Below are 13,207 nucleotides of genomic sequence, written 5' to 3'. Positions count from 1 at the left end.
TTCTCGGGCACAGTCTTCGCGGGCACAGTCGCGCGCGGGCTTAGCGCGGGCGGCCCGCGGGAGCAACCTCCGCGCCGCGCTTGCAACCCCGCGCGACCTCGTGTGTTAAGGACGCATGACGAAGCAGATCGACATCGAGGAGAAGCTGAGCCACCTGATCCGCACGGTCGACGATCTTTCGGACGTGGTGGCGCGGCAGGAGCGCGAGATCGCCGTGCTGACACGGCAGGTCGCACATCTGCGCGAGCGCCTGGCCGAGGCGGAGGCCGAGGGCTCGGGCGGCGTCGTGCTGGGCGACCAGCGCCCGCCGCACTGGTAGGCTCAGCGCTCCACCCCCATCGCCAGCGCCCGCCGGTCATGCAGCAGCATGTCGGCGTGCCGGCCGCTGGCGCCGAAGGCGGCGTAGGCGGTCAGGAAAGTGGTGTTCGCCGCGAGCCGCTCGGCCGAGCGGCCGCAGGGCTGGCCCTTCGGCACGCCGCAGATCTGCCGCTTCACCTCCTCATAGGCCGCCGCCACCGGCTCATGCGCCACCCCCGCCCCATAGGCCGTCGCCTCGTGGACCCCGGTGTCGCCGAACAGCGCCAGCGCCGCGGTGAACTGCCGCGCGCAGCCATCGGAAAAGCCCGTGACGTAATGCGTGCGCGGCGCGGTGTCGCCGGCGGCGCTGTCATGCAGCGTGAAGCCCGAGGCCGCCTCGACCGCCGTGCCCAGCGCGTCGTCCGGCAGGCCGCAGACCCGGGCCATCTGCCCGAAGGGCAGGATCGTGCCGGGCGCGACCTCGCGGGCATCGGGCGCGGGGCCCGACCATGTCGCGCTGCCGCCGGCCAGGCCCGCCGCGCAGGCCGACAGCGCGATCGCGGCGGTCAGGAATACGAAAGGGCGGCGCATCGCGGTCTCCGTGACAGGGTCTGGCGGCCAGTCTAGCGCGCCGCCCGGCCCAGTCCATCGACCCTGCCCACGGCGCTGGCGGCGCGCCGCTCAGACCTCCTCGACCTCGACCACGCCCGGCAGCGAGCGCAGCGCGCCCTTGATCTGCGGTGTCACCGGCCAGTCGGCGCCGCAGTCGATCTCGACCTCGCCTGGCAGCCCCTCGCCCATCAGGCAGATGCTGATTGGGCCGCGCGCGATGCGCTGGCCGCGCTGCACCTCGCGCCCGGCCTGCTCGAGCACACCCTTGAGCATGGTGATCGCGTCGGGCTGGTCGAGAAAGACCCTGAGCCCCGAGCCGCCGGCATCGGCCACCACCGTGTCGATCGGCGCGACCGAACGGCCGAGGAGCTTCAGCTGGTCGCTCTCCATCGTCGCCTCGACCTGCACCACCACCTGGCTGCCGGTCTCGAGATGCTCGCGCGCGACCTCCAGCGTGTCGGAGAACATCGTCACCTCGTACTGCCCCGTCGGGTCCGAGAGCTGCACGAAGGCGAAGCGGTTGCCCCGCGCCGACTTGCGCTCCTGCCGGCCTGCGACGGTGCCGGCCATCTTGCCGACGAAGGCGCCGCGCTCGCCCGCCTTCTCGGTCACCTCGTCGAGCGTCATCACGCCCTTGCGCTTCAGAGGCGCGAGGTAGTCGTCAAGCGGGTGGCCCGAGAGGTAGAAGCCGACCGCCTTGAACTCCTCGGCCAGCCGCTCGGCCGGCAGCCAGTCGGTCACCTGCGGCATGCGCGGCTCGGGCAGGTCCTCGCCCGCCTCGCCGAAGAGCGAGACCTGCGCGCTTTCCTTCTGGGCGTGGATCGCGGCCGAATAGGCCACCAGCGCGTCGAGCCCCGAGAAGACCCGCCGGCGGTTGCGGTCGAGCACGTCGAAGGCACCGGCGCGGGCCAGCATCTCCAAGGGCCGCTTGCCGATCTTCTTCAGGTCGACCCGGCGCGCCATGTCGTAGATCGTGGCGAAGGGGCGCTCGCCGCGGCCGTCGACGATCAGCTTCATCGCCTCGACGCCGACATTCTTGAGCGCGCCCAGCGCATAGACCAGCTTGCCGTCCACCACGTCGAACATCGCCTGTGAGCGGTTCACGCAGGGCGGCGTCCAGTCGAGGCCGAGGCCTTTCTTCACCTCCTGGAAATAGACGCCCAGCTTGTCGGTGAGATGGATGTCGCAGTTCATCACACCGGCCATGAACTCGACCGGGTGGTTCGCCTTGAGCCACGCGGTCTGGTAGCTGACCACAGCGTAGGCGGCGGCGTGCGACTTGTTGAAGCCGTAATTGGCGAACTTCTCGAGAAGGTCGAAGACCTCCATCGCCTTCTTCTTGTCGACCCCGTTCGCCATCGCGCCCTCGACGAACTTCGGGCGCTCCTTGGCCATCTCCTCGGCGATCTTCTTGCCCATGGCGCGGCGCAGAAGGTCGGCGCCGCCGAGCGAGTAGCCCGCCATGACCTGCGCGATCTGCATCACCTGTTCCTGGTAGACGATGATGCCCTGCGTCTCGGCCAGGATGTAGTCGATCGAGGGATGGATCGAGGTGATCTCGCGCTGGCCGTTCTTGACCTCGCAATAGACCGGGATGTTCTCCATCGGACCCGGGCGATAGAGCGCCACCAGCGCCACGATATCCTCGATGCAGGTGGGCTTCATGCGCTTGAGCGCATCCATCATGCCCGAGGATTCCACCTGGAACACCGCGACGGTCTTGGCGCGCGAGTAGAGCCTGTAGGTCTTCTCGTCGTCGAGCGGGATCAGGTTGATCTGGTTCTCGCCGCCCTCTGGCGGTGTATAGAGCTCGGTCCCGTCCTCGGCCACGTGCAGCGGCCGGCCCGATTTCAGGATCAGGTCCATCGCGTTCTGGATGACGGTCAGCGTCTTCAGGCCGAGGAAGTCGAACTTCACCAGCCCCGCCTGCTCGACCCATTTCATGTTGAACTGGGTCGCCGGCATCTCGGAGCGCGGGTCGCGGTAGAGCGGCACCAGCGCGTCGAGCGGCCGGTCGCCGATCACCACGCCGGCGGCGTGGGTCGAGGCGTTGCGGTAGAGCCCCTCGACCTGCTGGGCGTAGGTCAGCAGGCGGTTCACCACCTCCTCGTTCTTGGCCTCCTCCCTGAGCCGCGGCTCGTCGGCCAGCGCCTTCTCGATCGAGACCGGCTTCACCCCCTCCACGGGGATCATCTTCGACAGCCGGTCGACCTGGCCGTAGGGCATCTGCAGCACCCGGCCGACATCGCGCACGGCGGCCTTCGAGAGCAGCGCGCCGAAGGTGATGATCTGCCCGACCTTCTCGCGGCCGTACTTCTCCTGCACGTAGCGGATCACCTCCTCGCGGCGGTCCATGCAGAAGTCGATGTCGAAGTCGGGCATCGAGACCCGCTCGGGGTTGAGGAAGCGTTCGAACAGCAGCGAGTAGCGCAGCGGGTCGAGGTCGGTAATGGTCAGCGCGTAGGCCACGAGCGAGCCCGCACCCGAGCCCCGGCCCGGACCGACCGGGATGTCGTGTTCCTTGGCCCACTTGATGAAGTCGGCGACGATCAGGAAGTAGCCGGGAAAGCCCATCCCCTCGATGATGCCCAGCTCGAACTCGAGCCGCTGCTCGTACTCCTCGACGCTGACCGCGTGCGGGATCACCGCGAGGCGGGCCTTGAGGCCCTCCTGCGCCTGGCGCCTGAGCTCGACCACCTCGTCATCGGCGAATTTCGGCAGGATCGGCGCGCGCTTGTAGGTCTTGAAGGCGCAGCGTTTCGCGATCTCGACCGTGTTCTCCAGCGCCTCGGGCAGGTCGGCGAACAGCGTCGCCATCTCCTGCGGGCTCTTGAAGTAGTGCTGCGAGGTCAGCCTGCGGCGCGGCTCCTGCTGGTCGACATAGGCGCCCTGGGCGATGCAGATCAGCGCGTCATGCGCCTCGTAGATCTCGGGCCTCGGGAAATAGACGTCGTTGGTCGCGACCAGCGGCAGGTCCATGGCGTAGGCCATCTCGACATGGCCGCGCTCCGACAGCTTCTCGGCCTCCGGCAGGCCGTCCTCGCCCGGATGGCGCTGCAGCTCGACATAGAGCCGGTCCGGGAATGCCGCCTTCAGACGCTGCATCAGCGCCTCGGCCTTGGGCCGCTGGCCCTGCCGCAAGAGCCGGCCGACGGGGCCGTCGGGGCCGCCGGTCAGGCAGATCAGCCCGCCCGAGAGCGCCTCGATCTCCTCGACCGAGACCTGCGGCAGCTGCCCGTCCTCCTTCAGATAGAGGCAGGAGTTCAGCTTCATCAGGTTCATGTAGCCGGCCTCGGTCTGCGCCAGCAGCACCAGCGGCGCGGGCAGCTCGGGGCGCTTGCCCGGCTCGGGCGGCAGGTAGCACAGGTCGACCTGGCAACCGACGATCGGCTGCACCCCGGCCTTGGCCGCCGTCTCGGAAAATTCCAGCGCGGCGAACATGTTGTTGGTGTCGGTGATCGCCACCGCGGGCATCTCGGCCTTGGCGGCGAGGCCCGGCAGCTTCTTCACGGGGATCGCGCCTTCGAGCAGCGAATGCTCGGTGTGGACGCGCAGGTGGATGAATCGAGGATCGGCCATGGAGGCGGTTCTACCCCGGCCGGGGCGGTCCGGAAAGCCGCGCGGGCCCATGGGTCACGCGGCGTCGTGCAAACGTGATGCCGGCGCCATGCCGCGCCGCCCCGCGCGGTCAATTTCGTGCCGAAAGCGGCGGACGGACGACGTGGAAGGCCCACGCCCGGCGCGCATTCCGCAACGAAACGAAGGCGGGGCTTGCCAAGTCGCGCCCCCATCGGCTTTCATGTTGTCCAGCGATAGGACGGCCCGGTCTACGCCGCATCGACCGGGCTCTGGCGTCCTCGGCCATATGGTAAGGCGGCGGATCTACTTCGATGACCGATATCGCGTTTCTTCTGAACGGAGAGACGGTCCGTGCCGGCGGAGCGCCGACGCGCACCCTGCTCGACTACCTCCGCGAGCAGAAGGGCCTGACCGGCACCAAGGAAGGCTGCAACGAGGGCGATTGCGGCGCCTGCACGGTGATCGTCACCGACCCCGAGGGGGGCCTGCGCGCGCTCAACGCCTGCATCCTGTTCCTGCCGCAGCTCGCCGGCCGCGCCGTGCGCACCGTCGAGGGGCTGGCCGAAGGGGCCGCGCTGCATCCCGTGCAGCAGGCGATGGTGGACTATCACGGCAGCCAGTGCGGCTTCTGCACGCCGGGCTTCGTCATGGCGATGGCCGCGGCCCATGCGCAGGGCCGCACCGACCATGACGACCAGCTCGCCGGCAACCTGTGCCGCTGCACCGGCTACGCGCCGATCATCCGCGCCGCCGAGGCCGCCCAGGGCGCGCCCCTGCCCGGCTGGATCGAGAGCGACCGCGAGAAGCTGAAGACGCTTTCCGCCGCGCAGACGGCGGGCGACGCGGCCGCGCGCGCCGATGCCGCGAGCGGCCCCGCGGGCGGCCGCGCCCCCTACGAGCCCGAGGCGGGCCAAGGCACCGACGCCACGCTGACCGAGGCACCGGGCTTCATCCCCGAGACCGCCGACGAGCTGGCCGCCTGGTATCTCGACCACCCCGAGGCGACGCTGATCGCCGGCGCCACCGATGTCGGGCTCTGGGTCACCAAGGGGCTGCGCGCCCTGCCCGAGACCGCCTTCCTCAACCGCTGCGAAGATCTGAAGACGATCACCCGCGAAGAGGGCCGCATCCGCTTCGGCGCGGGCGTCACCATGACCCGCGTGCTCGAGACGCTGGCCGCACCCTACCCCTCCTATGCCGAGATGGTGCGCCGCTACGGCTCGGTTCAGGTACGCAACGCCGCCACGATCGGCGGCAGCCTCGCCAACGGCTCGCCGATCGGCGACAACGCGCCCGCGCTGATCGCGCTGGGTGCGACGATCCACCTGCGCCGCGGCGACGACCGGCGCGACCTGCCGCTCGAGGAGTTCTTCATCGACTACGGCAAGCAGGACCGGCAGCCCGGCGAGTTCGTCGAGGCGGTGAGCCTGCCCGAAGCCCGCGAGAACTTCCGGGTCTACAAGATCTCCAAGCGCTTCGATCAGGACATCTCGGCCGTCTGCGCCGCCTTCGACGCGACCGTCGAGAACGGCAGCGTCACCGCCATCCGCACCGGCTTCGGCGGCATGGCCGCGACGCCCAAGCGCGCGGCGGCCTTCGAGGCGGCGCTGACCGGCCAGCCGTGGACCGCAAAGAGCGTCGAGGCCGCCCTGCCGGCGCTGGCGCAGGACTTCACCCCGCTCACCGACATGCGCGCCTCGGCCCAATACCGGCTCGAGGCGGCGCAGGGCCTCGCGCGGCGCTGGTTCGCAGAGATGTCGGGCCAGCGAACCAACGTGCTGGAGGTGCAGCCATGAGCGTCGGCAAGCCCCTCCCGCATGACAGCGCGGTGCTGCACGTCACCGGACAGGCGCGCTATGTCGACGACATCCCGGCCCCCGCCCATGCGCTGCACCTCGCCTTCGGCCTGTCGCGCATCGCGCGCGGGCGCGTGGTGTCGATGAAGCTCGACAAGGTCCGCGCCGCGCCCGGCGTCGCCATGGTGCTGACGGCGGACGACCTCGACCGGCCCGCCGACTGTTCGCCCAGCGCGCATGACGAGCCGCTGCTGTCGGACGGCACGGTGCATTACATGGGCCAGCAGCTGTTCCTCGTGGCCGCCGACAGCCATCTCGCCGCGCGCAAGGCGGCGCGGCTGGCGGAGGTGGAGTACGAGGAAGAGGAGCCGATCCTCACCGTCGAGCAGGCGCTCGCCGCCAACTCCCGCTTCGAGGACGGGCCGCGGGTCTGGTCCAAGGGCGACGCCGAGACCGCCATCTCGAACGCTCCGCGCCGGCTCAAGGGCCGGCTCGAGATGGGCGGTCAGGAGCATTTCTACCTCGAGGGCATGGCCGCGATGGCCCAGCCGCAGGAGGACGGGGTCACGATCCATTCCTCGACCCAGCACCCGACCGAGATCCAGCACAAGGTGGCCGACGCGCTCGGCCTGCCGATGTCGGCGGTGAAGGTCGAGTGCCGGCGCATGGGCGGCGGCTTCGGCGGCAAGGAAAGCCAGGGCAACGCGCTCGCCGTGGCCTGCGCCATCGTTGCCGGGAAGACCGGCCGCGCCTGCCGGATGCGCTACGACCGCGACGACGACATGACCATCACCGGCAAGCGGCACGACTTCCGGGTCGACTACGAGGTCGGCTACGACGAGGACGGACGGGTGCTGGGCGTCGACTTCACCCATTACACCCGCTGCGGCTGGTCGCTCGACCTGTCGCTGCCGGTGGCCGACCGGGCGATGCTGCATGCCGACAACGCCTACCTGCTGGACGCGGTGCGGATCACCTCGCACCGGCTGAAGACCAACCACCAGTCCGCCACCGCCTTCCGCGGCTTCGGCGGCCCGCAGGGCGTGCTCGGGATCGAGCGGGTGATGGACGAGGTGGCGCATGAGCTGGGCCTCGACCCGCTCGAGGTGCGCAGGCGCAACTTCTACCGCGCGGCGTCGGAGCTGAACGAGGCGCCGCAGCACCACGACGACCCCGCCCCCGCCCTGCCCAAGGACGGCGACACCGACCTCGCCTCGCGCGGCGCGCAGGCGCAGCTGCCAAGCGGCGGGGCCGCGCCCGAGACGGGCGCCAACACCACGCCCTATGGCATGGAAGTCACCGACTTCATCCTGCACGAGATGACCGAGCGGCTGCTCGAGACCTCGGACTACAAGGCCCGCCGCGCGGCCATCGCCGAGTGGAACGCCGAGAACCCGGTGCTGAAGCGCGGCATCGCCTTCTCGCCGGTGAAGTTCGGCATCTCTTTCACGCTGACGCACCTGAACCAGGCGGGCGCCTTGGTGCATGTCTACCAGGACGGCTCGATCCACCTGAACCACGGCGGCACCGAGATGGGACAGGGCCTGTTCCGCAAGGTGGCGCAGGTCGCCGCCGCGCGCTTCGGCGTCTCGCCCGAGCGGGTGCGCATCACCGCGACCGACACCCACAAGGTGCCCAACACCTCGGCCACCGCCGCCTCCTCGGGCTCGGACCTGAACGGCATGGCGGCGCAGGCCGCCTGCGACACGATCCGCGACCGGATCTCGGAGTTCCTGGCCGGCCTGCACCAGTGCAAGCCCTCCGAGGTGCGCTTCGCCGACGACCAGGTGCATGTCGGCGGCGAAAGCCTGAGCTTCGAGCAGGCGGTGAAGCTCGCCTACGAGGCGCGGGTCAGCCTTTCGGCCACCGGCTTCTACAAGACGCCGGACCTGAAATGGGACCGCATCAAGGGCCAGGGCCGGCCGTTCTTCTACTTCGCCCATGGCTGCGCCGTGACAGAGGTGGCGATCGACACGCTCACCGGCGAAAACCGCATCCTGCGCACGGACATCCTGCACGATGCGGGCCATTCGCTGAACCCGGCGCTCGACAAGGGCCAGATCGAGGGCGGCTACGTGCAGGGCGCGGGCTGGCTCACCACCGAGGAACTGGTCTGGGACGACAAGGGCGCGCTACGCACCCACGCCCCCTCGACCTACAAGATCCCCGCCTGCTCGGACCGGCCGGACGTGTTTCACGTGAACCTGTGGGACGCGCCGAACCCGGCGCAGACCATCTACCGCTCCAAGGCGGTGGGCGAGCCGCCCTTCATGCTCGGCATCTCGGCCTTCCTGGCGCTGAGCCACGCGGCCGCGGCCTGCGGGCCCCACTACCCCGCGCTCGACGCGCCCGCCACGGCGGAACGCGTGCTCGCGGCGGCAAAGAGGGCGCGGGGATGAGCTTCGAGCGCGAGGCGCTCGCCGCCGCGGTGGCGGCGCACGGGCCGGTGGTGCGGGTGCTGGTCGCCGCCACCGCCGGCTCCGCGCCGCGCGACGCGGGCACGGCGATGCTGGTCTGGGCCGGGGGCCAGTCCGGCACCATCGGCGGCGGCGCGCTGGAGCACGAGGCGGTGACGGCGGCGCGCGACATGCTGGCGGCGGGCCGCCGTGCGGCGCAGAGGCGCCTGCCGCTCGGCCCGGCCCTGAAACAGTGCTGCGGCGGCGCGGTGACGCTGGTCTGGGAACGTTTCGAGGAAGCCAGCCTGCCCGACGCCCTGCCCTTCGCCCGCCCGCTCGGGCCGGCGGGCGCGCAGCCCGGCGCGGTCGCCGCCAAGGCGCGTGCCATGCGGCCCGGCGCCGCCCCGGCGCTGGTCGAAGGCTGGCTCGTCGAGGCCGCCCCGCCCCTGCGCCGGCCGCTCTGGGTCTGGGGCGCGGGCCATGTCGGGCGGGCGATCGTGTCGGTCATGGCGCCGATGCCGGGGCTGTCGATCACCTGGATCGACCTCGCGCCCGACTGCTTCCCCGACAGCGTCCCCGAGGGCGTCACCGCGATCCCCGCCGCCGCCCCCGCCGCGCTGATGCCGCGCGCGCCGCGCGACGCCGACCACCTGATCCTGACCCGCAGCCACGACCTCGATCTCGAGCTGTGCCACGCCGCGCTGGGCCGCGGATTCGCCAGCTGCGGGCTGATCGGATCGGCCACCAAATGGGCCCGCTTCCGGTCGCGTCTTTCGGCGCTAGGCCATTCATCCGCCTCGATTTCGTGCATCGCCTGTCCCATAGGCGACACGACCCTCGGTCGCGATCCCCAGGCCATTGCCGTCGGCGTCGCGGCCGCGTTACTGAGAGGCGGGAACGAGAGAATGACGAGGGACAGGGCCGGATGAGCGAGCCGCTGCTGAAGCTTGACGGCCTGACCAAGGCCTATCCCGGCGTCGTGGCCAATGCCGACGTCTCCTTCGAGATCGCGAAGGGCGAGGTGCACGCGCTCCTGGGCGAGAACGGCGCCGGGAAATCCACGCTGGTCAAGACGATATACGGCCTGGTGCAGCCCGACCGCGGCGAGATGCGGATGAACGGGGCCGCCTTCGCCCCGGCCGAGCCGCGCGCCGCGCGCGCCGCCGGCGTCGCCATGGTGTTCCAGCACTTCTCGCTCTTCGACGCGCTGAACGTGGCCGAGAACGTCGCCCTCGGCATGGAGAACCCGCCGCCGCTGGGCCAGCTCGCCCAGCAGATTCGCGAGGTCAGCCGGTCCTACGGCCTGCCGCTCGACCCATCGCGCACCGTCGGCGACCTGTCGGCCGGCGAACGCCAGCGGGTCGAGATCATCCGCTGCCTGCTGCAGGAGCCGCGGCTTCTGATCATGGACGAGCCGACCTCGGTGCTGACCCCGCAGGAGGTCGAGATCCTGTTCGAGACGCTGCGCAAGCTGCGCGCCGAGGGGGTGTCGATCCTCTATATCAGCCACAAGCTCGAAGAGATCCGCGCGCTGTGCGACACCGCGACGATCCTCCGGCAGGGCCGCGTGGTCGGCAAGTGCGACCCCAAGACCACCGCGGCGCGCGACATGGCCGAGCAGATGGTCGGGGCGACCCTGTCGACGCCCTCGCGCAGCCTCGGCGCCACCGGCGAGGTGGTGCTGGAACTCAAGGGCCTCTCGGCCCCGGCGCCGCGCGCCTTCGGCACCGCGCTGCGCGACATCGACCTCGAGCTGCGCGCGGGCGAGGTGCTAGGCATCGGCGGCGTCGCCGGCAACGGCCAGGACGAGCTGGCGATGGCGCTCTCGGGCGAGATGGCCACCGCGCCCGGCATGATCCGCTTCAAGGGCCGCGAGATCGGCCGGCTCGGCGTCACCGCGCGCCGCCGGATCGGCCTGCTCTGCGCGCCGGAGGAGCGCATGGGCCACGCCGCCGTGCCGGACATGAGCCTGACCGAGAACGCCATGCTCACCGCCGGCCCGCGCGAGGATCTCGTGCGCCACGGCTTCCTGCGCTGGGGCCGCGCCAAGGGCTACGCCGAGAAGGTGATCGAGACCTTCGACGTGCGCACCCCCGGCGCCGGCACGGCGGCGCGCGCGCTGTCGGGCGGCAACCTGCAGAAGTTCGTGATCGGCCGCGAGATCCTGCAGCGGCCCGAGATCCTGGTCGTGAACCAGCCGACCTGGGGCGTCGACGCGATGGCGGCGGCCACGATCCGGCAGGCGCTGCTCGACCTGGCCGAGCGCGGCGCGGCGGTGATCGTGATCAGCCAGGATCTCGACGAGCTGATGGAAATCTCGGACCGCTTCGCCGCGCTGAACGCCGGCCGGCTGGGGGCGCCGCGCCCGGCCGAGGGGCTGGGTCTGCACGAAATCGGAATGATGCTGGGCGGCGCCCACGACATGGAACCGGCGCTTGGGGAGAGCTGAGGAAAGTTGCGTATTTCTGGGAAGATGAACAGGGGGCCGCGCCGCCCCGCGGAGGCGGCGTGATCCGTCTCGAACGCCGCCCCGAGCCGTCGCGCGCCTGGACGCTGGCCACGCCCTTCGTCGCCGTGGCGCTGACCATGGTGGCGGGCGGGCTGCTCTTCGCCATGCTTGGCAAGGACCCGGTCGCGGCGATCCGCACCATCTTCTGGGACCCGCTCTTCGGCGATTTCGCCTCCTATTCGCGGCCGCAGCTTCTGGTGAAGGCCGGGCCGCTGATCCTGATCGCGATCGGCCTGAGCCTCGGCTTCAAGGCCGGGATCTGGAACATCGGCGCCGAGGGCCAGTACATCCTCGGCGCTATCTTCGCCGCCGCGACCGGCCTCGCCATCTACCCCGCCGAAAGCTGGATCGTGTTTCCCGCGATGATCGTCGCGGGCGCGCTCGGCGGCCTGCTCTGGGCGATGATCCCGGCGCTTCTGAAGGTGCGCTTCGGCACCAACGAAGTTCTGGTCTCCCTGATGCTGGTCTACGTGGCCGAGGCGCTGCTGGCCTCGATGTCGCTGGGCCTGCTGAGAAACCCCGAGGGCATGGGCTTTCCCGGCTCGCGCAACCTCTCGCAATACCCCTCGGCCGCCAATCTCGAGCTGCTGCCGAACACCGGCATGCATTGGGGCGTGCTGCTGGCCTTCGTGGCGGTGATCGTCGCGCAGGTCGTCATGGCGCGCCACCAGCTCGGCTACCGCATCCGGCTGGCGGGCGAGAGCCCGCGCGCCGCGGTGTTCGGCGGCGTCAATCCGGGCCGGCTCGTGGTGATCTGCATGGGCATCTCGGGCGCCCTGGCCGGCCTCGCCGGCATGTTCGAGGTGGCGGGCCCGGCCGGCCGGCTCAGCATCGACTTCAACGTGGGCTACGGCTTCACCGCGATCATCGTCGCCTTCCTCGGCCGGCTGAACCCGGTGGGCATCCTGCTCGCGGGGCTCCTGATGGCGCTCACCTATATCGGCGGCGAGCTGGCGCAGCTGCAGATGAACCTGCCTCTGGCCGCGATCCAGATGTTCCAGGGCATGCTGCTGTTCTTCCTGCTGGCGGTCGACCTGCTGACGCATTTCCGCTTCCGTCTGGGCCGGGGGGCCGTGGCATGAGCAACATCGACCCGGTCCTGCTGCTCTCGGCGCTGATCGTCGTCTCGACCCCGATCCTGCTCGCCGCCATCGGCGAGCTGGTGGTCGAGCGCGCGGGCGTGCTGAACCTCGGCGTCGAGGGCATGATGATCACCGGCGCGGTCTGCGGCTTCGTCGTCGCCACAGCCTCGGGCTCCCCCTGGCTCGGCTTCGCCGGCGCGGCGCTGGGTGCGGCGGCGCTGTCGATGGTGTTCGGCGTGCTGACGCAGGTCTTCCTGTCGAACCAGGTCGCCACCGGCCTGGCGCTGACGCTGTTCGGCCTCGGCCTCTCGGCCCTGCTGGGCCAGGGCTATATCGGCGTGAAGGGCCCCTCGGTGCCCGACCTCTACCTGCCGCTTTTGCGCGACATCCCGGTGCTCGGCCCGGTGCTGTTCCGCCACGACATCATCGTCTACCTGGCGCTCGGCATCGTCGCCGGCGTGGCGTGGTTCCTCAACCGCTCGCGCGCGGGCCGGGTGCTGCGCGCGGTGGGCGAGAACCACGATGCCGCGCATGCGCTGGGCTACAAGGTGGTGCGGGTGCGGCTGATGGCGATCGCCTTCGGCGGCGCCTGCGCGGGCTTGGGCGGCGCCTATCTCAGCCTCGTGCGCGTGCCGCAATGGACCGAGGGCATGACCGCCGGCGCCGGCTGGATCGCGCTGGCGATCGTGGTCTTCGCCAGCTGGCGGCCGGGGCGGCTGGTGCTGGGCGCCTGGCTGTTCGGTGGCACCACGGCGCTGCAGCTGGCGCTGCAGGCCTCGGGCGGCGTGCAGATCCCAATCGAATACCTCCAGATGGCGCCCTACCTGGCGACCATCCTGGTTCTCGTTATCCTGCGGACCGGGCGCGCTCCGGGATCGCTGGGCCGCAGCTTCCACGCCTCGAGCTGAGGCGCGGGGACAACCACCAACAGGGGAC

9 protein-coding genes are annotated in these 13,207 nt (G+C 70.7%); 7 read left to right on the top strand and 2 right to left on the bottom strand.

What is annotated here, in order from left to right; genetic code table 11:
* Positions 1-115: 115 nt before the first annotated feature.
* Positions 116-319 (top strand): SlyX family protein, encoded by a 204-nt coding sequence (locus BLT43_RS04635; RefSeq protein ID WP_090110530.1) that lies wholly within the window; start codon positions 116-118, stop codon positions 317-319.
* Between the two features lie 2 nt (positions 320-321).
* Here BLT43_RS04635 and BLT43_RS04630 read toward each other — a convergent pair whose 3' ends face one another.
* Positions 322-888 carry a lipoprotein gene (locus BLT43_RS04630; protein ID WP_090110528.1) on the bottom strand — a complete coding sequence of 189 codons (567 nt, stop codon included), beginning with the start codon at positions 886-888 and terminating at the stop codon, positions 322-324.
* Between the two features lie 90 nt (positions 889-978).
* A complete protein-coding gene (gene dnaE, locus BLT43_RS04625) occupies positions 979-4,488 on the bottom strand; it encodes a DNA polymerase III subunit alpha (RefSeq protein ID WP_090110526.1) in 3,510 nt (1,169 codons plus the stop codon).
* A gap of 311 nt (positions 4,489-4,799) precedes the next feature.
* On the opposite strand from dnaE, the gene xdhA reads away from it, so the two are divergent.
* From xdhA to BLT43_RS04595, 6 genes are read left to right on the top strand one after another with little or no spacing between them, the layout of a single operon-like run.
* Positions 4,800-6,284, top strand: coding sequence for a xanthine dehydrogenase small subunit (xdhA, locus tag BLT43_RS04620; protein WP_090110525.1), 1,485 nt, complete (start codon positions 4,800-4,802; stop codon positions 6,282-6,284).
* Positions 6,281-8,683 carry a xanthine dehydrogenase molybdopterin binding subunit gene (gene xdhB, locus BLT43_RS04615; protein ID WP_090110523.1) on the top strand — a complete coding sequence of 801 codons (2,403 nt, stop codon included), beginning with the start codon at positions 6,281-6,283 and terminating at the stop codon, positions 8,681-8,683. Before xdhA ends, xdhB begins: the two co-directional genes overlap by 4 nt.
* Complete coding sequence (xdhC, locus tag BLT43_RS04610; protein WP_090110522.1) at positions 8,680-9,609, top strand: xanthine dehydrogenase accessory protein XdhC; 930 nt, start codon at positions 8,680-8,682, stop codon at positions 9,607-9,609. Before xdhB ends, xdhC begins: the two co-directional genes overlap by 4 nt.
* Positions 9,606-11,129 (top strand): ABC transporter ATP-binding protein, encoded by a 1,524-nt coding sequence (locus BLT43_RS04605; protein WP_090110521.1) that lies wholly within the window; start codon positions 9,606-9,608, stop codon positions 11,127-11,129. Before xdhC ends, BLT43_RS04605 begins: the two co-directional genes overlap by 4 nt.
* Positions 11,130-11,188: 59 nt before the next feature.
* Positions 11,189-12,271, top strand: a complete 1,083-nt coding sequence (locus BLT43_RS04600; protein WP_090110520.1) for an ABC transporter permease — start codon at positions 11,189-11,191, stop codon at positions 12,269-12,271.
* Entirely contained in the window at positions 12,268-13,179 is a 912-nt protein-coding gene (locus tag BLT43_RS04595) for an ABC transporter permease (protein ID WP_090110519.1), read from the top strand. Before BLT43_RS04600 ends, BLT43_RS04595 begins: the two co-directional genes overlap by 4 nt.
* Positions 13,180-13,207 lie beyond the last annotated feature (28 nt).

Origin of the sequence: Limimaricola pyoseonensis (assembly GCF_900102015.1) — a bacterium.
GTDB classification, from domain to species: Bacteria; Pseudomonadota; Alphaproteobacteria; order Rhodobacterales; family Rhodobacteraceae; genus Limimaricola; species Limimaricola pyoseonensis.
This window is presented reverse-complemented; position numbering and strand designations above follow the sequence as displayed.

Bases quoted from the DNA above. Each gene is read 5' to 3' on its own strand.
- BLT43_RS04630 (WP_090110528.1), bottom strand. From the start codon at position 888: ATGCGCCGCCCTTTCGTATTCCTGACCGCCGCGATCGCGCTGTCGGCC.
- dnaE (WP_090110526.1), bottom strand. From the start codon at position 4,488: ATGGCCGATCCTCGATTCATCCACCTGCGCGTCCACACCGAGCATTCG.
- xdhB (WP_090110523.1), top strand. From the start codon at position 6,281: ATGAGCGTCGGCAAGCCCCTCCCGCATGACAGCGCGGTGCTGCACGTC.
- BLT43_RS04635 (WP_090110530.1), top strand. From the start codon at position 116: ATGACGAAGCAGATCGACATCGAGGAGAAGCTGAGCCACCTGATCCGC.
- BLT43_RS04605 (WP_090110521.1), top strand. From the start codon at position 9,606: ATGAGCGAGCCGCTGCTGAAGCTTGACGGCCTGACCAAGGCCTATCCC.
- xdhC (WP_090110522.1), top strand. From the start codon at position 8,680: ATGAGCTTCGAGCGCGAGGCGCTCGCCGCCGCGGTGGCGGCGCACGGG.
- BLT43_RS04595 (WP_090110519.1), top strand. From the start codon at position 12,268: ATGAGCAACATCGACCCGGTCCTGCTGCTCTCGGCGCTGATCGTCGTC.
- xdhA (WP_090110525.1), top strand. From the start codon at position 4,800: ATGACCGATATCGCGTTTCTTCTGAACGGAGAGACGGTCCGTGCCGGC.